At 42.8% G+C, this 25,971-nt stretch carries 23 protein-coding genes; 16 read left to right on the top strand and 7 right to left on the bottom strand.

The features are described from left to right. Nucleotides 1-50 precede the first annotated feature (50 nt). Nucleotides 51-1,409: an LA_0442/LA_0875 N-terminal domain-containing protein gene (locus EHO59_RS05195; RefSeq protein ID WP_135585414.1), complete on the top strand. Its 1,359-nt coding sequence runs from the start codon at nucleotides 51-53 to the stop codon at nucleotides 1,407-1,409. Nucleotides 1,410-1,557: 148 nt separating this feature from the next. Continuing rightward, nucleotides 1,558-3,108: an autotransporter outer membrane beta-barrel domain-containing protein gene (locus EHO59_RS05190; protein WP_135585412.1), complete on the top strand. Its 1,551-nt coding sequence runs from the start codon at nucleotides 1,558-1,560 to the stop codon at nucleotides 3,106-3,108. Here EHO59_RS05190 and EHO59_RS05185 read toward each other — a convergent pair. Both EHO59_RS05185 and EHO59_RS05180 read right to left on the bottom strand, forming a co-directional pair. Next, nucleotides 3,083-3,862, bottom strand: coding sequence for a HesA/MoeB/ThiF family protein (locus EHO59_RS05185; RefSeq protein WP_135585411.1), 780 nt, complete (start codon nucleotides 3,860-3,862; stop codon nucleotides 3,083-3,085). The two genes, EHO59_RS05190 and EHO59_RS05185, sit on opposite strands and share 26 nt — an antisense overlap. Before the next feature lie 12 nt (nucleotides 3,863-3,874). Next, the gene (locus EHO59_RS05180) at nucleotides 3,875-4,348 is read right to left on the bottom strand and encodes a HEAT repeat domain-containing protein (protein WP_135585409.1); all 474 of its coding nucleotides are present in this window, start codon (nucleotides 4,346-4,348) and stop codon (nucleotides 3,875-3,877) included. 158 nt (nucleotides 4,349-4,506) lie between these two features. Here EHO59_RS05180 and EHO59_RS05175 point away from each other — a divergent pair, with 158 nt between their 5' ends. Continuing rightward, complete coding sequence (locus EHO59_RS05175) at nucleotides 4,507-5,664, top strand: LptF/LptG family permease (RefSeq protein ID WP_135585407.1); 1,158 nt, start codon at nucleotides 4,507-4,509, stop codon at nucleotides 5,662-5,664. A gap of 67 nt (nucleotides 5,665-5,731) precedes the next feature. Here EHO59_RS05175 and EHO59_RS05170 read toward each other — a convergent pair whose 3' ends face one another. Next, the gene (locus EHO59_RS05170) at nucleotides 5,732-6,256 is read right to left on the bottom strand and encodes a hypothetical protein (protein ID WP_135585405.1); all 525 of its coding nucleotides are present in this window, start codon (nucleotides 6,254-6,256) and stop codon (nucleotides 5,732-5,734) included. 361 nt (nucleotides 6,257-6,617) lie between these two features. On the opposite strand from EHO59_RS05170, the gene EHO59_RS05165 reads away from it, so the two are divergent. Together EHO59_RS05165 and EHO59_RS05160 are read left to right on the top strand one after the other, a co-directional pair. Beyond that, nucleotides 6,618-7,142 carry an LIC10415 family protein gene (locus tag EHO59_RS05165; protein ID WP_135585403.1) on the top strand — a complete coding sequence of 175 codons (525 nt, stop codon included), beginning with the start codon at nucleotides 6,618-6,620 and terminating at the stop codon, nucleotides 7,140-7,142. A 121-nt stretch (nucleotides 7,143-7,263) separates the two neighbouring features. Further along, nucleotides 7,264-8,340: an SH3 domain-containing protein gene (locus tag EHO59_RS05160; RefSeq protein WP_135585401.1), complete on the top strand. Its 1,077-nt coding sequence runs from the start codon at nucleotides 7,264-7,266 to the stop codon at nucleotides 8,338-8,340. Between the two features lie 165 nt (nucleotides 8,341-8,505). On the opposite strand, the gene EHO59_RS05155 is transcribed toward EHO59_RS05160, so the two are convergent. The 4 genes from EHO59_RS05155 to EHO59_RS05140 form a co-directional block, all read right to left on the bottom strand. Continuing rightward, nucleotides 8,506-9,609: an alkene reductase gene (locus EHO59_RS05155; RefSeq protein WP_135585399.1), complete on the bottom strand. Its 1,104-nt coding sequence runs from the start codon at nucleotides 9,607-9,609 to the stop codon at nucleotides 8,506-8,508. Between the two features lie 139 nt (nucleotides 9,610-9,748). Next, entirely contained in the window at nucleotides 9,749-10,849 is a 1,101-nt protein-coding gene (locus EHO59_RS05150; protein ID WP_135586504.1) for a CapA family protein, read from the bottom strand. Between the two features lie 84 nt (nucleotides 10,850-10,933). Beyond that, nucleotides 10,934-12,049: an LIC_10091 family lipoprotein gene (locus tag EHO59_RS05145; RefSeq protein WP_135585397.1), complete on the bottom strand. Its 1,116-nt coding sequence runs from the start codon at nucleotides 12,047-12,049 to the stop codon at nucleotides 10,934-10,936. Between the two features lie 105 nt (nucleotides 12,050-12,154). Further along, on the bottom strand, nucleotides 12,155-13,342 hold the full coding sequence (locus EHO59_RS05140) for an acyl-CoA dehydrogenase family protein (RefSeq protein ID WP_135585395.1): 1,188 nt from the start codon (nucleotides 13,340-13,342) through the stop codon (nucleotides 12,155-12,157). A 235-nt stretch (nucleotides 13,343-13,577) separates the two neighbouring features. Here EHO59_RS05140 and EHO59_RS05135 point away from each other — a divergent pair, with 235 nt between their 5' ends. The 11 genes from EHO59_RS05135 (at nucleotide 13,578) to EHO59_RS05085 (ending at nucleotide 25,948) form a co-directional block, all read left to right on the top strand. Beyond that, entirely contained in the window at nucleotides 13,578-15,998 is a 2,421-nt protein-coding gene (locus EHO59_RS05135) for a glycosyltransferase family 39 protein (protein WP_167882066.1), read from the top strand. 46 nt (nucleotides 15,999-16,044) lie between these two features. Beyond that, entirely contained in the window at nucleotides 16,045-16,341 is a 297-nt protein-coding gene (locus EHO59_RS05130) for an LIC10362 family protein (RefSeq protein WP_135585391.1), read from the top strand. A gap of 97 nt (nucleotides 16,342-16,438) precedes the next feature. Then, a complete protein-coding gene (locus tag EHO59_RS05125; RefSeq protein ID WP_135585389.1) occupies nucleotides 16,439-17,200 on the top strand; it encodes an electron transfer flavoprotein subunit beta/FixA family protein in 762 nt (253 codons plus the stop codon). 11 nt (nucleotides 17,201-17,211) lie between these two features. Then, nucleotides 17,212-18,171, top strand: coding sequence for an electron transfer flavoprotein subunit alpha/FixB family protein (locus EHO59_RS05120; RefSeq protein ID WP_135585387.1), 960 nt, complete (start codon nucleotides 17,212-17,214; stop codon nucleotides 18,169-18,171). Nucleotides 18,172-18,203: 32 nt separating this feature from the next. Continuing rightward, nucleotides 18,204-18,794 (top strand): LolA family protein, encoded by a 591-nt coding sequence (locus EHO59_RS05115; RefSeq protein ID WP_135585385.1) that lies wholly within the window; start codon nucleotides 18,204-18,206, stop codon nucleotides 18,792-18,794. A 3-nt stretch (nucleotides 18,795-18,797) separates the two neighbouring features. Then, nucleotides 18,798-20,633 carry a hypothetical protein gene (locus EHO59_RS05110; RefSeq protein WP_135585383.1) on the top strand — a complete coding sequence of 612 codons (1,836 nt, stop codon included), beginning with the start codon at nucleotides 18,798-18,800 and terminating at the stop codon, nucleotides 20,631-20,633. Continuing rightward, nucleotides 20,630-21,604 (top strand): tryptophan--tRNA ligase, encoded by a 975-nt coding sequence (trpS, locus tag EHO59_RS05105; protein ID WP_135585381.1) that lies wholly within the window; start codon nucleotides 20,630-20,632, stop codon nucleotides 21,602-21,604. Before EHO59_RS05110 ends, trpS begins: the two co-directional genes overlap by 4 nt. A gap of 72 nt (nucleotides 21,605-21,676) precedes the next feature. Beyond that, a complete protein-coding gene (locus EHO59_RS05100; protein WP_135585379.1) occupies nucleotides 21,677-23,611 on the top strand; it encodes a ComEC/Rec2 family competence protein in 1,935 nt (644 codons plus the stop codon). Then, a complete protein-coding gene (gene rsmA / locus EHO59_RS05095; RefSeq protein ID WP_167882065.1) occupies nucleotides 23,583-24,461 on the top strand; it encodes a 16S rRNA (adenine(1518)-N(6)/adenine(1519)-N(6))-dimethyltransferase RsmA in 879 nt (292 codons plus the stop codon). The genes EHO59_RS05100 and rsmA overlap by 29 nt, the downstream gene beginning before the upstream one ends. A 133-nt stretch (nucleotides 24,462-24,594) precedes the next feature. Beyond that, nucleotides 24,595-25,179 carry a TetR/AcrR family transcriptional regulator gene (locus tag EHO59_RS05090; RefSeq protein ID WP_135585377.1) on the top strand — a complete coding sequence of 195 codons (585 nt, stop codon included), beginning with the start codon at nucleotides 24,595-24,597 and terminating at the stop codon, nucleotides 25,177-25,179. 55 nt (nucleotides 25,180-25,234) lie between these two features. Next, nucleotides 25,235-25,948: an alpha/beta fold hydrolase gene (locus EHO59_RS05085; protein ID WP_135585375.1), complete on the top strand. Its 714-nt coding sequence runs from the start codon at nucleotides 25,235-25,237 to the stop codon at nucleotides 25,946-25,948. Nucleotides 25,949-25,971: the final 23 nt, after the last annotated feature.

Below are 25,971 nucleotides of genomic sequence, written 5' to 3'. Positions count from 1 at the left end.
TCGTTTTTCGGAGGAGAGATTGGCTTTCCAACTATTGGATCGGAATTCGAATGCAACAAATACAAATGAAAATTCGAGTCTTACTCTGCGTCGGATTTGTAATATTCTCCGCGAGCCCATTATTTCCAAACGATCAGGTAATTTATCTGAAAGATGGAAAAGTACTGACCGGAGAGATCATCAACCAAACTGCAGTAAAGCTTACCGTAAGATTGCCTGACGGAACCATACGAGAGATTTCCAAATTGGAAGTGAGGCGGGTCGCCTTTAGAGAAGCCGGCAAACTTCCGGAAACAAAAGACAAAACCGCTACACCACCTATAACTCCTGTTCTTACGCCGGAACAGATCGCTCAGCAGCAACAAGAAGATTTAAAAAAACAGGAAGAAGAATCTAAGAAGCTGGCCGCAAAGAATGAAAAGGCTGAGCAAAGAAAGAAAGAGATCGAAGAATCAAGACGCCATAAATTAGAAATCTTTTTGGGTTCAGGTGCAGGAAACCTAAACTACCAATCTCCTTACTTCTATGAGCAAGCTGTCGCTACTGCACAAGAGATCGGAGGAAATAACGGCCAATTCACCGCGCCAACACCTCCGCAGATCTCTTCGGGAAAGGCAAGTGCTGCAGAGATCCGATATTCTTTAAATCGATTCGTTGCCGAAGTGGGTGGAAGCACAATTACGTCTAACGCAAAACAAACATCAGTAGGGACAAACAATATCAACGCAGTGACAGTCCCTGACGTAGAATCCGGCTCCTACCAGAATTCGATGAAACACGTATTCGGAAACGTTTCTTATTCGGTATACCCTAAACCTAAATACGATATAAGACCTGTCGTTGGAATGCATCAATTTTGGTTCAAAGGAGATGATAACTCTCGATTCACTTTTTCTCCAGGTTCTTCTACCGGGACAGAGCAATATTACGGTTTAATCCCCAAACCTGTAAGCGATTCCTTAAAAGGATATTCTATAGGATTGCAATTCGATATGAAATTGCCCGGAAATTTCGAACTCAGAACAGGAATCCAATCCATGCATTTGAGAGGCGACGGAACTTATAAGCAAAGTACTTACCTGTTCGCTCCTATTCTGGACCAGTTCAGTACTGATTCATTCGGAATTTATAATAAATGGAATGTCACCGGGACTACCATCAATCTGAAATTATTATATAATTGGAAGTACGGAGTAAATTTCTGGATCGGGATCAATTCTATGGATTTGAAATATAAGATCAATAACGCGAATCTTTATTTCGAAGGAGGAGGCAATAACGCAGCCCCAACCGATCTGATTGCAATCAAAGCTCTATTCGATTCGTTTCTTGGACCGACTTATGCCAAAGATACAAAATCGACTACAGTACTAATCGGTGCTTCTTATTCTCTCGATTTTAACAAATAGGGATTTTCTATTTCTCGCGAGATTTTCCATTTAGAGAAAAATAAGACTTCAATCTTTCCGATAGAATCTTTTTTTGAGAAAAACGTAACCTCAAATTTTTTGACCTTTCGGATATAGATTTTAATCTCTTCGTCTAATAACCTCGCGCATGAGTAAATACTCTCGTTTCTTTTTACTATTCTTATTCTTTGCAACAAGTACGTTTGCCGAGGACCAATCCGTTTACATGAAGAACGGAAAGATCATCAAGGCAGAAGTGGTACAGCAAAACTCCACCCAAGTATTTTTGAGATTAAAAGACGGGACGATTCGAGAAGTCTCCAAATCCGATATCAGAAAGATCAGTTTCAAAAAGACAAAACCAATCGAAGAACCTAAACCGGAACTAAAACTAAAGAAAGCAGAGAAGAAGCGCAAACTAGAGATCGGCGAGAAAGAAAAGGTCGAAAAGCCAACACCGGAGCCTAAGCCGAATGAAGAAGAGATAAAGGCCAAGCCGGAACCTCAACCAAAAGAGGAAGAAAAGCAACCCGAACCACTTCCTGAAGAAGTTTCGAAACCTACTCCAACAACAGAAGAGCCGCCTAAGCAAATCCAAGTCCAGGAAGAGCCTGTTAAGCCAATCCAATTACAAGAAACGCCGAAACCTCTCGAGGTGCAGGAGCAAACTCTAAAACCTCAGGTTGCCGAGAGCAAGGATCAGGATGAAGAGGTTCGTAAACGGATTGCAGAAAGGAATGGTCTTGAAATTTCCTTCGGACTGGGTAGGAGTTCCTACCAAAGCCAAGTCTCCAATTTCCAAAGAGGAGTAGAACAATACGCAACCATCCTTGGAAACAACGGAGGGTTTTTATATTCTTCGCCTCAGTACCAGAACGGCCCGGCAAAGACCATCAATCTAAGATATTATTGGAAACGATTCGTAGGAGATCTAGGCGGAAGCGAACTGCAGGCCAAAGAATCCGCACAAAACTTCGGGCAGATCGTTTATCCAGTCTCGGGAACTTCTATCTTTCAGAATGCTTTTACGGTAGGTTCTCCTTATCATTCTCTGAGTTATAAACAGGCTTATGCGCAAGTGTCTTATACAGTATATGCCAACCGATTCTTTGAATTAAGACCGATCCTAGGTTACCAAAGGATTTGGCAGAAGGGAATAGACAACTCCACAACAGAGATCTCTCCTAAAGATCCTTCGAATGCACTCGCGTTTAACTGGGCGATCCGAAACGGCACAAACTTCAGCGATTTTCTACAGGGCCAGTCGATGGGATTGGCAGTCGACTCCAAATGGAATGAGAAATGGGAGACCAGATTCGAGATCCAGAAACAATTCCTGCACGGGGACTCCAATTTTACCAGAGACCAAATAGCTGCAGTCCTAGGAGTAGGATTTGAGGCAAGAAGTGAGCTGACCAATCAATGGAAAGCAAGCGGGCTCACACTTTCAGGAAAGCTAATATACAATTGGAAGAGTGATATCTTTTTCTGGACTGGCTTTCAATATTCCAAGATCAATTATTCCTTACAGCATTTCGGAGGAGATCTGAATCTAAGTGGAGGACCTGTTAGCGCTTATGTAAGCCAACAATTGATCGAGAGTCTTACAAAAGGATTGGCGGGGAATTCGGTCGCAATGGGGATCTTTTTTGGCGCTGGCTATAATTTCGATTTTAAACGGTCAGTTTCTTTGCAATAAGCAAAGAACATGCTTCGCAATCTTCTCTCTTGCAAATAGGAATTGTTCGGAACTCCATAGATTTAGAATCCACCTGCAATATTTTCCCGAAAAGCCCGGATCTACTATCTTCCGTATTTAATAAAAATTGAATACTCTCAGTGGCTTGGATTGTACCGATCATTCCGGCCATGCTCCCGATCACTCCAGCATCAGCGCAAGAAGGCACATGTTCCGGAGCAGGAGACTCCTCGTAAATACAACGAAAACAAGCATCTTCTCCCGGACGAATTCCCATCACCATTCCTTCGAATCTCAAGACTCCTGCGGTGATATACGGGATCTTTTCCTGAATACAGATATCGTTGATCAAAAACTTGGTCTCGAAATTATCCGAACCTTCTAATACCAGATCGGAACCTTTCAATAGATCGGAAGCATTCTCCCGAGAGATCCTGGCCTGAATCCCTTCTACCGAAATATATGGATTGAGAGAAGATGCATTCTTTGCCGCAGCGATTGCCTTAGGCTGGCCTATATCTGAATGTTTGTAAATGATCTGTCTTTGTAGATTGGTGGTATCTACAGTATCTGAATCTATAACACGGATCTTTCCGACGCCCGCAGCGGCCAGATACAACAAAGCCGGCGATCCTAGTCCGCCGGCTCCTACGATGGTCACAATTGAATTTTTAAGTCGCTCTTGACCACTTCTCTTAACTTCGTTTAAGAGAATATTTCTAGAATAGCGACTGAGTTCTTCCGGACTCAACATCCGAAGAGAAGATTAACCTTTTAATTTCTTGTTCAGAACGTTCAGGAAATCCGCTACGAACTCGTCGGATCTACGGTTCTTATCCGCAAACTCGACTGCTTCTCTCGTTGCGTCCTCGACCTTCTCGCTTTTGATCACGATATTCAGAAGAGCAGCTAACGCAGTATACACGATGTCTCCGCTGTCGGAGCTGATAATCTTGTTCTTAAGCGCGATCGTTGCGTCGCCTGGCTCTGCAATTAGACCGAGAGCGATCTCCGCAGGAACTGCGACTTTCGAGTCGTTCGAGCGGTTCAGCAAATTGATTAGTTCAGGGATTGCGGATTTTTCTTTTTTAGATCCCAAATAATTGGCGGCTTCGATCTTATCTTGGTCGGATCCGCTGGACAGGGACTTGATATAGTCCTCGGTGCTTTTTTCGGCCGCGACCGAAGATGCGAGAATAAGGGTAGTGAAGATTACGAGCGAAAGAATGCTTTTTTTCATGGTCTCCTCCTGGTAACCGAGGAATCTTCTCGCCTTGCTCCTTGCAGTCAACCGAAATAAAGAGCCCGACCCTTCTATTTCCATAAAGGGACGTAAACTGGACCCCCTAAAATAGATCGAAGGAATCCGAACTACTCCGAAAATTGGACAAAGGGATTATGCAATTCAAGCTGGAGCAAATTCGCCCCAAAGAACTTCTGCAAAAGATAAAGGAGGAATTTTTTCCGCCTAAGATCTTGGACAGATACCTATTTTCGGAATTCATCAAGACCTTTATCGGGACATTCATCGCAATCACCTTTCTTGCCTTGATGATGAAGTTCAACGATATCAGCAATGATCTCAAGGCCACCAAGGCACCGAAATTTCATGCTTGGCTGTACATACTCTATTCCATCCCGGACATAGCGGTAAATTACTCGGTCAACTTATCCGCATTATTCGCAGTATCTTTCACCCTCGGGCAATTCTCCGCGAACAAGGAGATCGTTGCGATGATGTCTGCAGGAGTTTCTTTTCGTAGGATAGTCGCTCCCATCATTGCCTTCAGTTGTATGCTCTGGGTCGGGGTCTTCTTCTTTACCCAGCTCGCAGTGGCTCCTATGAACGCAAAGGCAAACGAGGAGCATAAACTTCTTAAGGAAGGAAGCGGAACCAACCTCTCAGGAGTCGTCTACCAATTCCACTTCAAAGGAAAAGAAGGTTTTTATTATATATATTACTATGACCCGAAGGACGAGGAGATCAAAGGAGGATTCAACTATATCAAATTGAATCCGGACCAAACTCCGGATTTCCTCTTGGTTTCTCAAAAGGCAAAGTATGATCCAGCCAGAGATATTTGGATCCTAACGAATGTAGAAGAGACTAAGATAGACGATCTGAATCTTACTTACGTAAAGAAGTATACGGAGAAGGAATACTATCTTCCAGAAAAGCCAGAATACTTCAAAAAACCCAAAGGCTCCGTCGAGGAGATGAATCTATTCGAGCTCTTGGAAGAAAAAGAAAGCAGATTAAAAAAAGGACTTTCTTACGGAGATGTGGATATCGCAAAACATTCCCTCTTTGCGAATCCTTTCTTTATTGTAGTGGTTACCTTAGTAGGTTGCGTGAGCGGATATTTTACCAAAAGAATGGCGGTGGTCGCTTCCTTAGGAGTCAGTATCATAGTCGCGCTTGTATATCTGATCATGAACCCTTCCTTCAAATCAGTGGGAGAAAACGGACTCATTCCCGCTTGGCTCGCTACCTGGATCACACCTGCAATCTTTCTCTCTGTTCTCTATATTGTTTATAAGAGAATGAAGCTTTAAATTTTTAGAATATAAAAAAGCCTCCGAATGGAGGCTTTTCTTTTTAAGACCGCAATCAGAAAATATCTTATTTTGCGCCTTTAGGAGTTACGGTAGCTTTTGGAAGAATGACCCTAACGTTACTCAACTGGATCTTGTAACCGCCGGAAACAGTGATCATTCCCTTGAACAGATCCGAAAGATCCGTGACTCTCGCCATGAACCAGCTTCCTGTTCTAGCTTCATCCTTAGTCTCAGGAGAGCGGTATCCGTCATCGGTGCCCATATCGAACATGATCACGTTCATTCCTAATTTAAGATCCTTTTCGGTAGCTAGGCGAGTGAGATAAAAATACTTGGTCCAGAACTTCTTACCGTTCGTAACTTGTAGGAATTCCCCTTCTCCCTTGGTCTTAGTCACAGAAGCAGCAGTGATCTCTTTCGCAAGAAACACGTTAATGTACGTTTGATCCGTAAAATCTTCTCTAGTAACGAAGAAATCGTCCGGTTGGATAAATTGAGCGTCCTCTTCTGCAAAGATCTCGGTAGAGAAAAGGCTCGTAAGAAAAATAAGGATCGCAACGGCTTTCACGCCGAAAGATTGTTTTGTCATCTTCAAACTCCGTAAACTGAAATGTTCCTTCCCCTTCCGAAGACATTCCTTCCAGGTAATAATTTTTTTCATATTCAAGATCGCCGAAATTTAGTCAAGGGTTCGTTCAGACCCCAAACCGGTTCGGATCGGAAGATTGCCGGCTTTAGGCCATCCTGAATATTTCGGAATTTTTTTTACAAAAACCGAGGCCAGGCAAAAAAAATTCATTGGTCCTCGAGAGTTTTTCCGATACTTAGTACAGATATACCTGCGGAGTAACCGTTTAGATGCGACATAAAGGCTCTGAAAAAAGAAGAATCGGACTTATCGACCGATTTTCCGAGCAGTCGCCGGATACACCGAAAGGAGGGTAAAGAACATGGACGTTCAACTAACGAATCTAGTCTCCTCAGCCGAGAAACTTCTCCGCGAAAAGAGATCTTCCGTTCCTGGAAGAACGGGAGTACCCTCAGAAGCCCAGAATGCGACCGACAAAACCGAGTTTTCTAGCGGTTTGACTTCTAGATACCTCAAAGTCCAAGAGACTTTGGCGAATCTTCAGGAAGAACTTTCCAAGGAACAAATGAAACTCGGAGTCCTGAGCGAAGGGAATGTACCAAAAGATGATCTAATCAATATTCTTTTTGGCGACACTCCTCTGTTTCGCGAATTAGTAGAAAATCCGAAACAAGACTTAGAACAGGTACGTGCACAGGTCCAAGTGAAGAAGGACCAAATCATGGATTCTATCCGTAAATTCGAAGTAGAATCCGAAAACGTGCTATCTGTCGGAATGCTGAAGAGTCCGGACAACTTCCGGAAATCCATCGAAGATCTTTCCACCAAAGATATTCGTATGAAACAGCTATCTGAGAAAACAATAGAAAGACTGATCCAAGACTGATCGGGGACTTACATTCCACATTTCTAAAGCTCCCCGCATGTCGGGTCAGAGAGTCTTATAATCTTTTCGCTTAATAAAAAAGCTTGCGAGTCGCAACTTGAGCATGATTCTTTGGTAAGCAATGCTTTCCAAACTTAGGCTGCTCGCATTACTCTTATTAATCTATGTTTATGGTTCGATCCAGGGACAACCCTCGGACCCTTATCACTATGTGCTGATCACCTCCGGAGTTCTGAATGTTCGAGAAACACCGGAAACAGGAAAAGTGGTCTTTACCCTAAATAGGGGAAATCGAGTCCGTATCCAAACGGATAACGCAAGTAATACGACAGAGTGGACCAAGATCAAGACTGAGGATGGCAAAGTAGGTTTCGTTTCCAGAAAGTATTTGGGACTCACTCCGCCGGATACATTGGATGAATACAAACTCATCGGCTTTGTCTGGTCCGGATACGATCCAAAAGATCTTCCAATCTTTGTGCCTCTTGCATTCTTCAGCAAGAACGGTTGGCAGGAAGCCAAAGACGAATACGAATTCGATTATAAGTTCCGAAGCGGAGTGAATTCTGCACTTCCTTCTGTCGCACTGTTAGAAGGAGAAAAGGGTCCTTCCTTTACTGCTTCCGCATCGACCACATACGGTTGCCAAGAATTCCCCGCATTGAAAGTAAAACCTTCGGTACCAATCACTGCAAAGAAGGATTGGCTCGTATATTCCCCCGATCTCTCTTTACAATCCGTTCATCTGCAAGAACTAGCAAAGACAGATACCGATTATACTCTCTTTAAGAATTTAGCCGAAACGATCTGGAAGGCTAAAGGATATCCAGAAACAGAATGGCTTCATTCTACTATCGAAGAAGTCTATTTGTTCAAGACATCTAAGAAAGAGACATTTATCTCCGGAAGAATCGCTTATCATTCCAAAGGTGCGGAGAGAAGATACTTATATCTACTCGGGAGAAAATCCGGTGCGGATCGCATCCTAGTCTCCTATGAAAAATCCGAAAAACTGACTGAGGAATTGGGATTTTACGGCGGTTCCTATCATTTGATCGGAGTCATCTTTAGAGAAGAAGATCCAACTCCCATTCTATTATTCACAGATATTGGATACGATTCCTCCATACATTCTCTCTATGAATTGAGAAACGGAACTCTACAGCTACTTCTTAGAGGAGCCGGAGACGCCTGCTAATTCTGCCGAAGAATAGATTTCAAACCGAAGATATATTATAAAAAATTGATATTTAAAAAGAAAGGCCGGATTTTCACCCGGCCTTTTGATTTTTCTCCATTTGCTATCTACGCAAACGAAAATTCGTTTTACTCCACTTGCAATCCATGCGGATGGAAATCGTTCTTAAACTCCAGAAAGCGAAGCTACCGGATAGTCGGTATATCCCTTTTCTCCAGGAGTATAAAAGGTAGAAGCATCCGGTTCCGCAAGAGCAAGTCCCTTCTCTAATCTTGTCACTAGATCCGGATTAGAAATAAAACTTTTGCCGAAAGCGATCAGATCTGCGTCACCTGAACTCAGGTCCTTATGAGCTCTCTCCGGATCATAACCACCTGAGAGAATAAAGGTACCATTCGCGTTGCCAGCCTTGTACGCTTTACGGATGGATTCGATAGTCGAAGCTTCCGGTTTCGGAGCTCCCATCGAAGAATGATCCACAATATGAATATAAACCAAACCAAGCTTACCTAAAGAAGAAGCAAGTTCGGTGTATTGTTCTTTGATCTCATCAAAAATCCCTAAATCATTGAACACGCCATAAGGAGAAATTCGGATCGCCACCTTGTCCGGCCCGATCGCTTCTACTACAGCTTTTGCAACTTCCAAAGCGAATCGATTTCGATTGCTTGGACTTCCGCCGTATTCGTCTGTTCTTTGATTAGAAGTAGGATTGATAAACTGATCGATCAGATAACCGTTCGCTCCGTGTAATTCCACACCGTCAAAACCTGCTTCGGTCGCAAGCTTAGCAGCGTTCGCATACTCTTGAACAGTCTTCTTGATATCTTCCTTAGACATTTCCTTAGGAGTGGTATGAGGTTGACTGCCTTCTGCATCCGTCCAAATCGTTCCTTTCATCTCGATTGCAGAAGGAGCCAGCACTTCAGCTCCTTTGGGAAGATTGATAGTAGTTCCCACACGTCCGGTATGCATGATCTGCACAAAGATACGTCCATCGTTCTTGTGAACTGCGTCAGTCACCTTCTTCCAACCTTGGACTTGTTCTTGAGAAAAAACTCCTGGAATGCGCGCATAACCCAATCCGTTAGGCGAAGGAGAAGTTCCTTCCGTAACGATCAGACCGGCACCTGCCCTCTGCGCATAATATTCCGCCATAAGATCATTCGGAATATTTCCGATGGCTCTCGATCTGGTCATCGGACTCATCACGACTCGATTTTTTAGCCAATTCTTTCCAAGTAAATGTTTCGTATATAACTGATTCATAAGCTCCTCGACTCTTAGACAGAAAATACTTTAAAAGTGAACTATTTAATGGCAAACAGAAATAAAAATTTGGGCAACTATTGCTTAGTGGGACCGGGCCACCTTGGGTTCGCGGTTGCTCCCCTTCACCGACTCTTGTCTATTTAATTGGACCTAAAACTTCTACAGTATCTTTATAGAACTGTTTCATTCTTTGGAAGGATGCCTCAGGAAGCTTTCTTTCCTGGTCGTTGTTCAGATACTTTTTCACAGGAAGAAGTCGAAACTTGGATTTAGATCCGCTTCGGTCAATATAAACCCAAAGAGGTTCGTAACCTATATCAGAGATATTTAATCTATCTCCATCTTTAGAAAGAGAGAACTTGAGAATAATCCCTCCATCCACGTGTCTTCTATCCTGGCCCGAGATGAAATTTCCCAAGGAATAAATGAAGAATCTCTCCTTCTCTATTCCGAATTTATCTTTTAAAGTCTTCTTTCCGAATCTTTGCAGAGTATGAGGATGTCCTCCGAGAACTATATCCGCTCCGGACTGAAATGCAAAGTCGACCATCTCCACTTGGAACGGATCGGGCTCATGCAGATATTCCGTACCATAGTGATACATCACAATGATTGCATCGGGCTTGGATTTCTTAGCAAGTGCTATGTCCGAGGCAATCAAATCCTTATCGATCAAATTGATCACAGTTCCCGCAGGAATTTCCAGACCGTTGGTTCCGTACGTATAATCCAAGAAAACCAAGGAAAGATCTCCGACCGAAACCTTTAATATTCTATTTTTTGAATATTCGTCCTGGTCCTTGTAGGTGCCCAAATGTTTTAGGCCGAGCTGGTCCAGAACGGAAAGAGTGCGAACTACTCCGATCTTTCCTTTATCGCAAGAATGATTGTTTGCGGTCGAAAGAACATCGAAGCCTATATCTTTTATCGCTTTTGCTAAGGAATCCGGCGCTCCAAACTGAGGATAACCTGAATACATCTTCGGGTCTCCAGGCAAAGTGGTTTCCAAATTTCCAACGGCAAGATCCGCCTCAGAGATCATAGAAGCAACTTCATCAAATACTCCGGAAAAGTCCCAGCAATCACAGTCTTTACTATAAGCAGAATCAATCTGGGTCTGGTGGGACATGATGTCCCCCACCGCCACGATTCGCACCGGTTCGCTCGGAGAACTAAATCGGATATTCTGAGGAGAACAAGGAACGGAAAGAAGAAGCATTCCGAAACAAAGGATCATTTTTTGGAATTTTATATTTTTATAAAATGGATCTCTCATTTCGGACTTTGCTTTCTTTGTTTGGATCTTTTTGTCGGCCGACTTTTACTGTTTATTTGCGGGCTTTTGATTTGCCGCAGCAGTAGCCTCATTCGGCTTGCTTGTTTCGGTTGGTAGAGCCTCTATCGTCGAAAATCCTTTTACTCCTGGAGTGCGAGCCTTCAGGATCAAAGTAGTATATACAGGATTTAACTTAGTCAGCCATACTTTAAAATTATCTAATGATTGCACATTATAGTGAAAAGGAAATTCTTTAGGGAACATTTCTCCGTCAGGAAATCCGTAGATCTTTGCTCCCTTAGTAAGAGTCCTGACTACGATACTCCTGGAATCACCGTATAAATTCAGAAAATTACTCTTCATTCCATCCGGATATCTAAAGTATTCCTCAGCATTGGAAGTGTATAGAATGCGGACAGGGATCCCCAATTCCTTTGCTTTTTCGGAAACGGAATGCAAGGTTTTGTCCCCTAAAAGATTTCCATCTACGGCCAAGATCCTACCTTCCAATACCATGTTTCTAAGGAATTCATAGTCCTTAGTATCATTGTGGAAAGATGTAAAGGCAGGATATACCTTGGAAATCTTTGGCAAATCTCCCAATCTCTGAGCCACTCCTCCCTTACGAAGAGCGATTTCATAGGATTTCAAGATCACTTGGTATTCAGGATCGGTGGAGAATTTCTTTTCCAAGACCAAGAGAGTTTCTTTTTTATTCTTAGGATCCCAGAGCTTTGCAAATTCAGCATAGTTAGGAGCCAATTCTAAAAAGTATAAATGGATTCGGTTAATAGAGACTGTTACTGGATCGAAATCGGAAAGATAGGCGTAGTCGCTTTTTGCCCATGCGATTAAGGTAAGATTCTGATCCGTACCCACTCCCACATAGCCTCCGCCTAAGCCTTCTACTCTGGATTTGAATAGATCTAGCCTTCTCTCATTAGAAGCAGGATAATGTTCCGCATGAAGGTGACGGTCTGCAGGAGGAGCATCCGTTTGCTTTAATATCAGATCCTCGGCATCAATGGACCCTCTTCTGCGAGAAGAACCGTCCGCGCTGGGCAAACTAGAGCAGGATTGTAGATAAATTACGGAGCCTAATAATAAGACAGCTATCCTTGAAATCGTTCTTTCTTTTCGAATCTTTTGTAAAGCGACCACTCTGTTCTTTCTTCTTGTATGAATTTCCCGTGTATCTCTTAAGTGCTTCCGGGAAAAAGCCCTTTGAAACAGAACTTACAGAGTGGGCCTTATACGGGAAGAACTTTACGGGGTAGAGCTTGCGTAGATTTTCTTCAAGTCGGCAGCTATATTCTTCTGCATCGCCTCGTTGGTCCCTCCACCAATAGAAAGAAGGATGGCATCTCTATGCAGTCTCTCTACAGGATATTCTCTACAATATCCGTATCCACCTAATACCTGTATTGCGTTTCTTGAAACTCTTTCGGCCATTTGAGTCGCTACAAGTTTAGCAGAAGCAGCACCAAGAGAGTTTCTATTCTCTGGATGGATCTTAGAAGCTACATCATATACAAGAGCTCTTGCTGCTTGATAATCTGCGTATGATTCTGCCAAAAGTCTTTGGATCTGACCGAACTCGATCAGCTTCTTATCGAATGCTTCTCTATGAAGAATGGAGTATTCACACATAACGTCAACGCAACGCTTTGCAATTCCCAAAGATTGAGCCGCCAAGGTAACTCTTTCTATCTCCAGGTTTCTCATCATGTGAGTTAGAGCACCATCCTCGCTTCCGATCAGGTTCTCTGCGGGTATCTCCACATTCTCGAATACAAGTTGAGTCGTAGGAGAAGATCTCATTCCCATCTTCTCTTCCTTCTTGCCGAAGCTGAAGCCGGGATAACTACTCTCTACGATAAAGGAAGTTGTCCTTCTGGAGTCCTTATGAGTCTTTGCGTATATTAGAAAAACCTGTCCTACGATTCCGTTGGTGATGAATTGTTTGCGACCATTCAGAACATATTTATCTCCCTTTTTGATCGCGACACTTCCCATTCCCAAAACGTCAGTACCTGCTCCAGGCTCTGTCATTCCCATTCCACCGATCCATTCGCCGGACAGCACTTTGGGTAAATACTTTGCTCTTTGCGAAGGATTCCCGCTGTTATAGAAATTGTTTACGAATAGAACTTCGTGAGCGAGATAAGAGAGAGTAAATCCGGGATCGTATGCCGAAAATTCCTCGTGAATGATCACGCTGGCAACAGGATCCAATCCCATTCCCCCGTCTTCTTGAGGAACTGTAACTCCGAAGATCCCTAGTTCGGCTCCCAAACGACGGAATAACTCTCTATTAAAGATTTCCTCGTCGTCGTGATCCTTGGCTTGTAAGTCCAAATTCTGTTTTGCGAACGCACTTACGTTCTCTCGTAACGCAAGATGATCCTCTGTAGGATTGTATAAATCGATCTTTCTCTCTTGGATTCCCTTCATTCTGAGCCTCTAACTATATAACAGCTTAAATGTTTTTAATGAGTCGAAAAAAGCAACCTAGTTCCGGGTCAAATTTTACCTCCTTTTCTTTCTTTGGTCTTTCCTTTTTATATTCTTCGCGGTAACAAACCATGTTCGTTGCATGATTCTTTAATTCTTGACCGGATCGGATCGGAGTCCAAACTTTCTTTCGAACCTGGCTCCAAATTCGATTCAAATTGTAGAAGGAACCGACTTGGCATTATTTTTCTTTTTATCCGCGCTCGCGCTCGCCTACCTGATCTCCGTTTTTCTTTTTCACAAAGGATATCTATTATCCTTGGAAAGAAATAGTATCTCGATCGCTCTAACCGTTCTCGCATGCGGAACAGTTTCCTTTCTCTTGGTTCTCCTCGGAATCTACAAACTATTGTATGTAGTTTATATTATTTTAATATTTTGTTATGCTATTGCGGGATATCTTCTTGTTTCGAAAAAGAATTTAAGGCTTTCTCCTTTAGTGGGGAAGGATCCGAAACTAAAGCCTTTTCATAAGATCGCATTTTGGATCTTAATTCTTTCTAGTTCTATTCTATACTTCTTCTTTCCGACTGAATACATTAAGGGAGATCGGGACCAAGGAGTTTACTTAATATTCGGGAGTCAGATCCAAAAAACGGGAAGCTTCGAATTTTCAGATCCCCGTTACAAAGAACTCTCTCCTATTTTAGAGAAAGCGATCGTTCTCGGTTATCCCGCCATCGAAGCAGACAAGTCTCTTCCGGAAATAGACGCTAGCCTCTCTCCTAGATTCTATCCTTTGTATCCCTCCTTCTTGGCAATCGCACTCGATCTTTTCGGAATAGAAGGAGCCTTTCGAATCAACGGTGTCTTTGGCATCTTATTCTTATTTTTTGTTTTTCTTCATACAAAGAAGATCGTGGGTCCGAGAGGAGCAATCTTAGCAGTATTTTTCGGTTCCTTGAACACCGCTCAGATCTGGAATCTTAGGACCACTCTCTCCGAACCTCTAGGGCAATTTCTTTTGATCTTCGCGATCTATCTGGCCCAATCCAGTTTCGAAAAAAGAGCTTTCTCTAGAATGATATTCGCAGGAGCGATCTTGGGCGTTAGCGGCTTCAATCGGATCGACAGCCTGATCTATCTGCCTGCAATCTGCTTTCTTGTTTGCTATCTGTTATTTGTGAGTAGAAGATACGCGATCACTGCAATTTCATTTCTATTCGGATTCTCTCTACTTTCCGGACTCGGGATCCTTTACGGATACTTTTATTCCAGACCATATTTGATCGATCTTTGGGAAAGAGGTCCTCTTTCTAAACTAGTATTTCTTTGTATTCTTTCTTTAGTAGGAACTGGGATCTTATACGCATTTTCTCGTTCTTCTGTTGGAACTAAGATCTTGGATCTACCAAGAAGATTCGCTCTGTCACAAAGAAATCCTCTTCGTATCTTGTTAGCAGCGTTCTTGTTTGGGTTGATCGGATTTGCATACTTTGTTCGGCCCAAACTCGGGATCACGGAGAATATCTCCCAAGCTCTTCTGTTTCAAAAGAATTCCTTTCTATGCTTCTTATTCTATGTTCCTACAATTCTAGTTCTATTCGCAGTAAAAGGATTCGATACCTTACTCTTTCGCAGAAGGTATTTGAGCTCTCTCTTCTTCGTATTTATAGGATTCTTTCTTTTGATCGTATATCTATATGAACCAAGCATTCATCCGGATCATTTTTGGGCCTCCAGAAGATGGATGTTATTCCCGGTTCCGTTTGCGATCATCATGGGGATTGTAGGACTGAACACTTTCCCGATGCCTACACAGTTCTGGAAGAATGCTCTACTAGTTGCTGTAATCTCGAGCAATATATACAATCTCTATTTTCATGATTCCTTGATCTTTTCGGAAAGAATGCTTTCCGGTTATGCAAAAGAATATGGGAGATTAGGCTCTTCCTTACCCAAAGAAAACGCATTATATTTTACTAAAAGACAGGATATTGCAAGCCCGCTCAGATATTTGGAAGAAAGAGAAACCTATCTGATCTCGAACACAAATCTCTTCCTATCCAAGGCAACGAAACTTTTAGAAACAGGCAGAGATATCTACCTAATCGAAGAGGATCCGAATTTACAAAGCCCTGGATTTTCTTTTCAAAAAGTAGAAGAGATCAATCTCTCCGGTAATTTTCCTATAGAGAGCATCAATCGTTATCCGGACATGTTGTTAGAAAGATCTTCTAGACTGCAAGTGTATAGGATCGAGAAAAATACTTCTTTTCCAAAGATCCAAAAGGATGAGATCCCAGTCTCCAAACCTTCTTATTCCATTCGAATCTCTAAATCTACTACGAAGAGTCGCTTCTCCGGATGGGACGAAGTGATCGGTTACGACAAGCATATCTCTGAGAATGCAAAGGGTGAATATAGATTGGAGCTTTCGGGAGAATTTTTGTCTCAATCCGCATTCAGCGTGGTCGCTGGAGATAAGGGAGCTCGGGTACTTCTTCAGGAAACCGCAGGAAAAGGAGACGATCAAAACAGATATGCCGAGTTTGTTTTGGATGAAGATCAAATCGACCAGATACAGATCCGTTTTCATCGCAAGAAACAGAGTGGGTCCAAGTTAAAGTTTGTAACTCTCTCTAAGATCCGCTGAACTGAATCCGAGTGGACAGATCATCAAGGCAAACTATTATTTCATCATGCTGTATTCTGTCGTATTAACTTTGATTTGCCTCTTAAGTTTGCTTCTTGGCATCCGCAATATTAGGACTTCCTCTAAGGACTTGGATGGGATCAGGGGGGCAATTGAAGGATCGATCGCTTCTCCCTTACAAAAAAGATCATGGATCTGGTTTCTTTTTATAGCTTCTTTCTTTCTCTTACCGTTTTTTTGGGGGCTTACTATCTTCTTAAAATCGGATGCGAACGTAGTAGTGATCATCTTAGGATTAGTTTGGATCTATTTCTGGAGTAGAACACTCATTCTGTTTCGATAAGGGAGATTTCCCGAAATGCGGCCAAAAAAGTAGTTTGCATTCAAGCTTTTCAGAAATTTCGTGTTTATAGCCCTATTTTATTGGAGAACCCAGGTTCATGAAGATCATCGTTTTAGTGAAACAGGTGCCTGACACCGAAACGAATATCAAAGTCGGGGACAAGTCCATCAACGAAGCCGGAATTAAATGGATTATCTCTCCGTACGACGAATTCGCAATTGAAGAAGGACTTAGATTACGTGAGAAAAACGGAGGAGAGGTCATTGCAGTATCTCTCGGACCGGATCGCGTGCAAGAGTCTTTACGCCAAGCTTATGCTATGGGAGCGGACCGTGCCGTTCAGATCAAAGTGGACAACTACGTTCCATTCGATACGACTCTGACATCGGAATTGATCGCTAACTTCGCAAAATCAGAAAACGCAGACGTTATCATCGGCGGACGCCAATCCATCGACAGCGACAGCTCTCAAGTAGTTGTTCAAGTTGCCGAGGCTCTTGGTATAGCTCATATCGCTTTCGCAGTTAGTTTAGAGATCAGCGGAACAGCAGTAAAATCTACTAAAGAAGTAGAAGGTGGAACTCAAGTTGTTGAGACCAGCCTACCTGTTGCAATCACCGCTCAAAAAGGATTAAACGAACCTCGTTATCCTAACCTAAAAGGTTTGATGGCTGCTAAGAAGAAGCCTATCGAAACCAAAACTCCTGCCGACCTAGGCAACCCTACCAGCAAGATCGAAGTCGTTGGATTGGAGCCACCTCCACCACGTATTCCTGGTCGTAAACTGGAAGCGGCTGACGCAAAAGGTTTCGCAGAGCAACTCGTTAAAGCTCTTCGCGAAGAAGCTAAGGTTATCTAAGGAGAACACCCGTGAGCAACGTATTAATCGTAGGCGAACTCAAAAACGGAGAACTCAAAAAGATCTCCAAAGAAATCACTTCCGCGGGCCGCAAAATCGCAGACGCTCTCGGAGGAAAAGTTACCGCTCTTTTGATCGGATCCGGAGTTGAAAAATTCGCAGGAGACCTAGGAGCAGTAGGCGCAGACAGCGTAGTTACCGTTAACGCTGGTGACTTCAACGCTGAGACTTGGGCAAATCTGGTTGCTGGAGTGATCAAGGACAAGAATCCATCTGTGGTTCTTCTTCCTCACACTTCTCAAGGAAAAGATTATTCTCCAAGAGTCGCTGTTAAAGCAGGCGCTGGAATCATAGCCGACGTAGTCGGTCTTTCCGTAGACGGAGGAAAAGTCGTAGCTAAGAAGCCGATCTACTCCGGAAAAGCATACGGTAACTTCAAAGTTACAAGCCCTGTTGCAATCTTCACCGTTCGTCCGAACTCTCAAGAAGTAGTTCAGAAAGCGGGAGCAGGCGCAGTTGAAGCTGCAAGCCCTGCTGCTGGCGACGCAAAAGTTAAGATCGTATCTTCTGACCTGAGCGGTGGAAACAAGGTTCAATTAGCCGAGGCTTCCATTATCGTATCCGGCGGACGCGGTATCAAAGGACCTGAAAACTGGCCTGTTCTCCAAGCATTGGCGGACATTCTTGGCGCGGCTCTTGGAGCTTCCCGTGCGGCAGTTGACGCAGGATGGATCCCTCACAGCCACCAAGTTGGTCAGACTGGAAAAACCGTTTCCCCGAACTGCTACATCGCTTGCGGAATCTCCGGCGCGATCCAGCACTTGGCCGGAATGGGCTCTTCTAAGTACATTGTTGCAATAAACAAAGACGGAGACGCTCCGATCTTCAAAGTTGCTACCTACGGAGTCGTGGGAGATCTTTTTGAAGTCGTGCCAGCTCTTACCGACGAGTTTAAAAAAGTACTTGGATAATTTCGTCTAATGAAGCCATAGTAGGAACGATTATGGCTTCATCTAAGGGTATCTTATCCTTTATGGGTGCCGCAGTTCTATTGGTCTGCGGCACTTCTATTTTATCCGATCCGGGCAAAGATCGGCTCAATTCAGTCATCGGAAAGATGAATGAGATCAGCAGTTTTCGGGCCAGCATCACCATCAATAACGAGCTGACCGGAACCCTTTCTTATAAAAAACCCAATCAGATCCACGTTAAATTTTCCGACGGAAGAGTGATCGCATCCAACGGAAGATATCTTTGGTTTTATTCCCCCGCAAGAGGGATTGTAGGCAAACAGGACGTAAAAGGTCTTACCGGAGGAATGGCAGGGCTACTTTCCGGTTACGAAGAAGTGACGCCTGTTGGCGGTTCTATCCGTCTAAAATCAAATAACCGGACGTACGAGGAAATCGTGGTCACATTGGGACCCGATAATACTCCCAGAACTCTCAGAATGAAAAATAAGGGAAGTGGGGAATATACCTCCGTAAGTTTTTCCGGCGTGCAAACGAATGTTGGTCTCTCTGCATCTCTTTTCAATTTCGGGGCTCCTTCTAACGCACAAATTGTGGAGAACCCTCTAAACGAAAGGGAGTGAGTCTTGTCAAATTCACGTACAGACGCCCATAAGACCTTTGCGGATCTTTATCGCAAGTCTCGCTCTGCGGAACACCAACAGCAGATAGACGAAGTCATACAAAAATCCAACGATATCTTTATCCGGATCGATCTGATGAAAAAGGTCGATGAGGAATTCGAGCAAAAAAAGAGAGAAGAGAATAGCAGCAAAAAAGCAGAAGAAGACGAAAAGTCTTCTCGGTCTAGCGGCACTTCTTCTGCAAAGACTCCTCCTAAACCTGTTAAGAGACAAACGGATGTTTCCGGACCAGGACTAGGATTCTTAGCAAACCTGTTCGGTGGAAATGCGAACATCACGAAATTCGCGAAAGAAACCGGAACTGTCGAGGTAGGTTTCTTAGGAAGAAATTCCAAGATCGCTCCTTCTGTCGAAAGGATATTCAAGGCTCTTAAGGAAGATCAGATCATCTCCACTCTGCAAGCACTTCGCTTAGCAGAGAGCCAAGGCTGGAGACACTGGAGACCTTTAGTATATAATGTTGTTCTAAATTTTAATAAGTTCTTCAATAATTTCATCTCGTTGGACTCTCTCTTTATCGACGAGATCTCTCCCGAGATTTTCCTAAATCGTTCCTTAAAGATGCAGATGTACTACGCTCGTCATCTTTCTAGAAACGATGCTCGAGAGATTATCTTAGGAAATGTTCCGGAGCTTGTGAAGAAGGATGAGAAATTATCCACGAAACTTCCTTCCATCATTTCAGGGCTCAACTACGGACTGAACCTCGAAAACGGAAGACCTAAATTAACGGATGCGATCCGTGCCTTCTATGTGGTTTCTAATAAGAAAGTGATTACTTGGGATGAGATCCTGGATTCTTTGAATGTCCCTCCAATCAACGAGACCAAGTTCCAAGGAGCTCCGGATATCACAAAAGAAGTGGATACCACTCTTATCAAATTGTCCGACGATATCCAGACCAGGACAAACAAGAAAGAAGAATTACACGGACTCAGACAACGTTACTTCAAGATAGATGAGAACGGAAAAATCTCTTTCGATTTCTTGAACGGCGTTGTGGATGATTATTTCGCACATCACATGCCGGAGAACATGAACTCTGCGGCTTTCAAATCTTCGTACAAGGGAATGCCTCATAAGCTGATCCATATCCTTCTGCGCGATTTTCAATCTTGTTATACTCCTATCTTAGAAGGTACTGTCAAGATCGGGACAAAGAACCACAACAGAGATGTTCTTGTAACACAACCCGGCCTATTCAAGACTGAGATCGAGGAGATCAATAATCTTCTCCGTCAGTTGGACGCTTTTAACAAAAAGTATCCGAGCTTTCAATACACGTTCAGTAACTTCAATCAGAACACTACCGGCGGAAATGCTGTAGAAGATCAGATTACGGTAAACTTGCTCAGGCTTCTCACTGAGGCTTCTGCATTTATGGGCAAGTTCGCGGAGAAGATCAACGTTCTTGTCGAAAACCATCTATTAGCTAAAGACTACGAAGCTAAAGGTCAATTGAACGAAAGAGTGTTGGCTTCGAAAGAAAAGGTCATAGAAGAGGTCAAGGTCCTCCATAGATTTATACCTTATTATGATTCCACCATGGTTTCCGGAAATCGTCTGAACGGAAAGACTCTCGAGTATGTGTTCGTGGACATGGCCCAGTTATTATTCAATTATGCGGTAATTTATAAGGATAAATTCACCGTAAACAAACTTACCGCACATAGAAAAATAGATGCGGAACTCGTTGCATTAAGAACAGAGTATGAGCGTTTATCGGGTAAGACTTTCGATGATCCGCAAAGCAGAATGAATTCCTCGGAGGTACAATGAGGATATTAACCGGGGTTCAACCTTCTGGTAAATTGCATTTAGGAAATTACTTCTCCGTTATACGCAAGTTAGTCGAATATCAAAACAACGTAGATCTATTTTGCTTCGTAGCAGATATGCATGCGTTGACTACGTTTACTTCTGCCAAGAACCAAACCGAGAACACATACGATGCAGTCTGTGATTTCTTGGCGTTGGGAATAGACCCGGACAAATGTTCTTTTTGGATCCAATCAGAGGTTCCGGAAGTTACGGAGCTTACCTGGTATCTGAGCATGTCCATCACGGTTCCTAAGTTGGAATTGGCTCATTCATATAAGGATAAGGTCGCAAAGGGAATTACTCCGAGTGGAGGGCTTTTCTTTTATCCGGTGCTAATGGCCGCGGATATTCTAGCATTTGATAGCGATCGAGTTCCTGTTGGAAAAGACCAAAAGCAGCATCTTGAATATACAAGAGACATCGCTGAACGTTTCAATGCGCAATACGGAGATACATTCAAACTACCTGAGCCCGAGATAGACGAAGAGACCGCTATCGTGCCCGGAGTAGACGGAGCGAAGATGTCCAAATCATACGGAAACACGATCAATTTCTTTGATGATGAGAAGAAGCTTAAAAAATCCGTAATGGGGATCGTGACAGATTCCGCTGGCGTAGATGAGGCAAAAGATCATGAGAAAAGCGTAATATATGCCATCCATTCTCTTTTCTTGGACGCAGAAGATAAGAAAAAACTTCAAACAAGATTCTCTACTCCTGGAACGGGTTACGGGGACTTGAAAAAAGCTCTCTTAGAAAATATCTTGGATTATTTCGGCCCTTACCGCAAAGAAAGAGAAAGAATAGCCGCAGATCCTGCATACGTTCGTTCCGTAATGAAGAAAGGCTCCGAGAAAGCAAGAGCCACTTCTTCTCAGATCCTGGATCGGGTCCGGTCTAGATTGGGAATAGGGATCTCCCGAGTTTAAATCCAACTCCATTTAAGATTCGCGGAATAGAAATTCCGCGAGCGACTCCTTTCATTCAATACAGGTCCAAACATGGGCCTATCCTTAGAAAAACATTATAGGGACTGCATCCCTTCTTCCTTATTTTCCTATTTTCTGTTCGGTGTCTTGTCCGGTTGTTTTTTCGAAAGATTCTATCCGGACCTGACCCTGATCTGGTCTTCAATACATGCGGTAATTATAATATTCTCCTCTCTTCAAGAAAGAAGAAACAGAAAAATACTCTCGCTTTCCTGGGGAGTATTATTCTTTCTATTGCTAGCCATTTGCGGATACACAAGACGTTCTGCACCTTTCTTGTCAGAATCCCAATTTTGGAAAAAAGACTTCCAATCCAAAATAGAAATCTTACTCGACGAAGCGAATGTCAAAGACGACGCGAGAGAAATTTCCTTGGGATTAGTTTTGGGAGATGCAAAAAATCTAAACAGGGATTTCAAAAAGAGTGCTAAAGAAGGCGGAATCCTACATCTATTCGCCGCCTCCGGCTTGCATCTCGGAATACTGATAGGATGTTTGTTCTCCATTTTTAAAAGGATTCCATTCTTAGGCTACTCTCTGCCCAGGGTCCTTCCGATTCTATTAGGATTTCTTTATCTAGCAATCCTTGGATTTCCGATCTCTCTTGCAAGAGCCTGGGTATTTTCCACTTGGATCTTAGCACAATCCTTGGTATTCAGAAAATCCAGGCCTGCAGATCTACTGATTTCTTCCGCGGGAATTTTATATCTATGGGATCCTATCCGATCTTTTGGAGTTTCCTTTTTACTTTCCTTCGGCGCGGTTGCAGGCATTCTTCTTTTGCTTCCTAGTTTAAAGAATTGCTTACCTAAAGTCTCCGAAGAGAAAACAATCTTAAACAGGATCGCGAGCTTTTGGAGAGAGAATCTTTCTGTCAGCACTGCCGCAGGCTTAGGGACCCTTCCCAGTTTAGTTTATTATTTCGGATCTTATAGCTTCGGATCCTTAGGATTAAATCTGATCTTAGTTCCCATCTGCGGGATCTTATTGCCTCTATTATATTTTTCATTATTACTCCAAGCCTGCTCATTCACATGGATCGCAAAGCCGATCTGGTTGATCGTCCTCTCCTTATTGGAATTTTTAGAAAGAACTACTCTGCTTTGGAGTGAACTCGATTGGAGTCTAGTTCGCACGTATCGAGGAAATACGAAATTCTTTGCTTTAGTGATCTGGGTAATATTCTTACTCTTCTTGTTTTTATGGAAATGGATGGGAGCTCCCAAAGAAGAAGAAGGTCACAATTTAGATCTGAGACTTGATTTGTTAGAGAGCGAGGCATTCTTAGAAACAAAGTCTCATGTCGATAGAGGCAGGATTTTCAAATTTCTCCGAAGAAAAGTTTGGATCTTAGGATTTTTATTCTGCATCTTCTTTCAATTGCTACTCGCAAGATCTTCCCATTGGATTAAAATTCCGCCGGTCTTCTTCGGAGACAAATTTAGTTTAGTTTTGCAAGAAGAGAAGAAGCTCGCATTGCTAGGCAAATGCAAATACAGTTCTAAACTATTCTACAAGTCTTTCGGAAAAGATCCTGAGCTATTTTGCGGAGAACATCTGAACATAAGAGAGATCTATATAGAACATGAATCCTGTCTGCAATGGATCTCCGAATGTTTAAAAAGAAGAAATGATCTCCACCTAAAATATGGAGGAAAAGAAATCCCAAAGGTCGCGAGTTTAGAAAATTGGATCCTTGTACCAAAGCAAAAAGAATTCTCGCTTTCCATTCCCTCGAAAAAAATGATCCGATTCGAAGTTGGAAAAGATTCTTTAATCGAATTGAATACAAGGACTAAAAAAGATTTTGGAGTCATCTTGTTAGTGTCCAGGTTCGGCATTCCGGAAGATCCAAGAGAATGGAATCGACTCAGAAAACAGCTTGGAATCGGCCCCGGCTGGCAGTTTATTGGAAGCGATGAGCTCCCCGGAATACCCGTTTTATAAACCTACAGCAATCCGGGAATTTCTCTCTCAAAGATCTTCCGCCCCTTTAAAGAAATGGGGACAAAATTTTCTAATCGATCCGAATGCGGTTCGCACCTTATTTCAAAGTGCAGATGAACAAGCCTTATCTAATGCAAAACTTGTGATTGAGATCGGCCCCGGCTTGGGTGCTCTCTCACATCTATTGGCAGGCCTGAATAAGCGCCTCAGATTGTATGAGATAGATCCGGTATATTACGAATGGCTAAAGGAATTCCTGCCCGATTCAGAGATCATTCTAGGAGACGCGAGAGAAACGCTCCCTCAATCAGAAACCCAGACTTGTTTTTTATTCGGCAACTTACCGTATTATATCACTTCAGAGCTCATCCTACTTTCCTTAGAACGACTAGAAGGTTTACTCGGAGCAGTCTTTCTGGTGCAAAAAGAATTCGCGCAAAGGATAACTCAGGAGATCTCGTCACTTTCCATTTATGCCGGAGCGTATGGAACCTTTCAAAGTAAGAAGACAATCAAGGCAGGGTGCTTTTATCCGGCTCCGAATGTGGATTCAAGTATCCTTACCTATTCTTCTAATAAACGCTTTCAGAAGAAGGAATCCTTTCTCGTTTTAGAACTACTTTGCCGTACCGTCTTTTGGGGAAAGAGAAAGAAGATCGGCTCCTCCTTAAAAGAAGCGCCATTGCATTCTTTCTATCCGCAAGGTCTTCCTTTTTCTTTTTCTGAAGAAGTCTTGAGACAAAAACTGAAGTTCTCTTTAGAATCCGCCGGACTCTCTTTCGATAAACGACCAGAAGAACTATTGGCCGAGGATTTTTATAAGATTGTAGACCAATTCCAACTTCCTTAATACGAAAATTGAAATCCGTGCTTCAAGATGTGGAAGATAAATCTTCCTGATGATGAATAAATTTGCTTCTTTTCTTCTTTAGAAAATTAAAAATGAGTTGACTATTGGACCGATTGGTCCAATAGTAAGACTAATGAGTACTGGTCGACCTATCGAATATGATAGAGAGCATTCTCTCCAAAAAGCCTTAGAATTGTTTTGGCGTAACGGATACAAGGGAACGAATCTCAAAGACCTTTGCGATGAAACGGGACTTTCCAAGAGTAGTCTTTATTCCGTATTTGGGGACAAACACCAAGTCTTCTTACTTAGTATTCAAAGTTATAGTGATGCTCTTTTAGATGAACTTCGACTGCAATATCAAAGTAGCGAATCTCCCTTGCGATTCATTGAAAAAGTCCTTCTCGATTTAGCTGACGAAGCGAGCCCCGGAAAAGATCGAAAAGGATGCCTCGTTATGAATTCTGCTACTGAATTTGCCCAAACCGATCCCCAGGTTGCAAAGATCGTCGGAAATACTCTGCGAAAGATGGCTTCTATATTCGAAAATGCTGTGAGCTCAGGAAAAGAAAGTTCAGATATAAATAAGAACGTCGAGCCTCATTCGACGGCCCTCTTTCTGGTGAATTCGATAGCAGGAATGAAAACAATGGTAAAGGCCGGACATCCGAAAAAAGAATTACTCGAAATAGCAAAATCCGTTATGAAGCATCTGTAGTTTTTTTACGCAATTATGGACCAATTGGTCCTAAATAGATTAAGAGGGAATTTCAATGAAAACTTATTTATTAGTTCATGGAGCCTGGCACGGCGCTTGGGCATGGGAAGAAACGAAACAGATTTTAGAATCGCATGGGCATAAAGTTTTTACGATCGATTTGCCGGGACATGGACAAGACAATACGCCGATTCCGAAAATTACGTTTCGTGCATACGTCGACTCGGTAAGATCTAAGCTAGCAGGAATTTCAAGCAAAGTGATTCTAGTCGGACACAGTTTAGCTGGAGCGATTATATCTCAGGTCGCCGAGGAAGAGCCCGACAAGATAGAGAGCTTAGTATATGTAGCCGCTTTCATATTAAATCAAAATGAAAGCGTGCTCGATATCATGAAGTCAGATGCGGAAGGTAGTCTATTGCCAGCTTTGATTTTTTCCGAAGATCAAACTTCTGCTACAGTTTCGGAAGAAACGCTAAAATCAATCGTATATAATGGAGGGACTAAAAACCAAATCGAAGCCGCGGCCCCGAAATTAAAAGCCCAGGCGACAGAACCTTTTTTTGCCATGACCAATACGACTGACTCTAATTTCGGAAGGATTCCGAAATCATATATCGAATGTAATTTGGATAAAATTCTATCGTTAAATATGCAACGAACATTAGAGCAAAAGTTTCATTGCAAGACATTAGCAACTCTTTCTACCGGGCACGTTCCTTTAATTACTGCTCCAGATCAGTTAGCTGACGCTCTCTTGAAGGCTTAAGGCATTACGTAGTTTGCGGATAG

This window comes from Leptospira semungkisensis (assembly GCF_004770055.1).
GTDB lineage: Bacteria > Spirochaetota > Leptospiria > Leptospirales > Leptospiraceae > Leptospira_B > Leptospira_B semungkisensis.
Note: the sequence above shows the minus strand (reverse complement) of the source record. Positions and strands in the feature narration are given on the sequence as shown.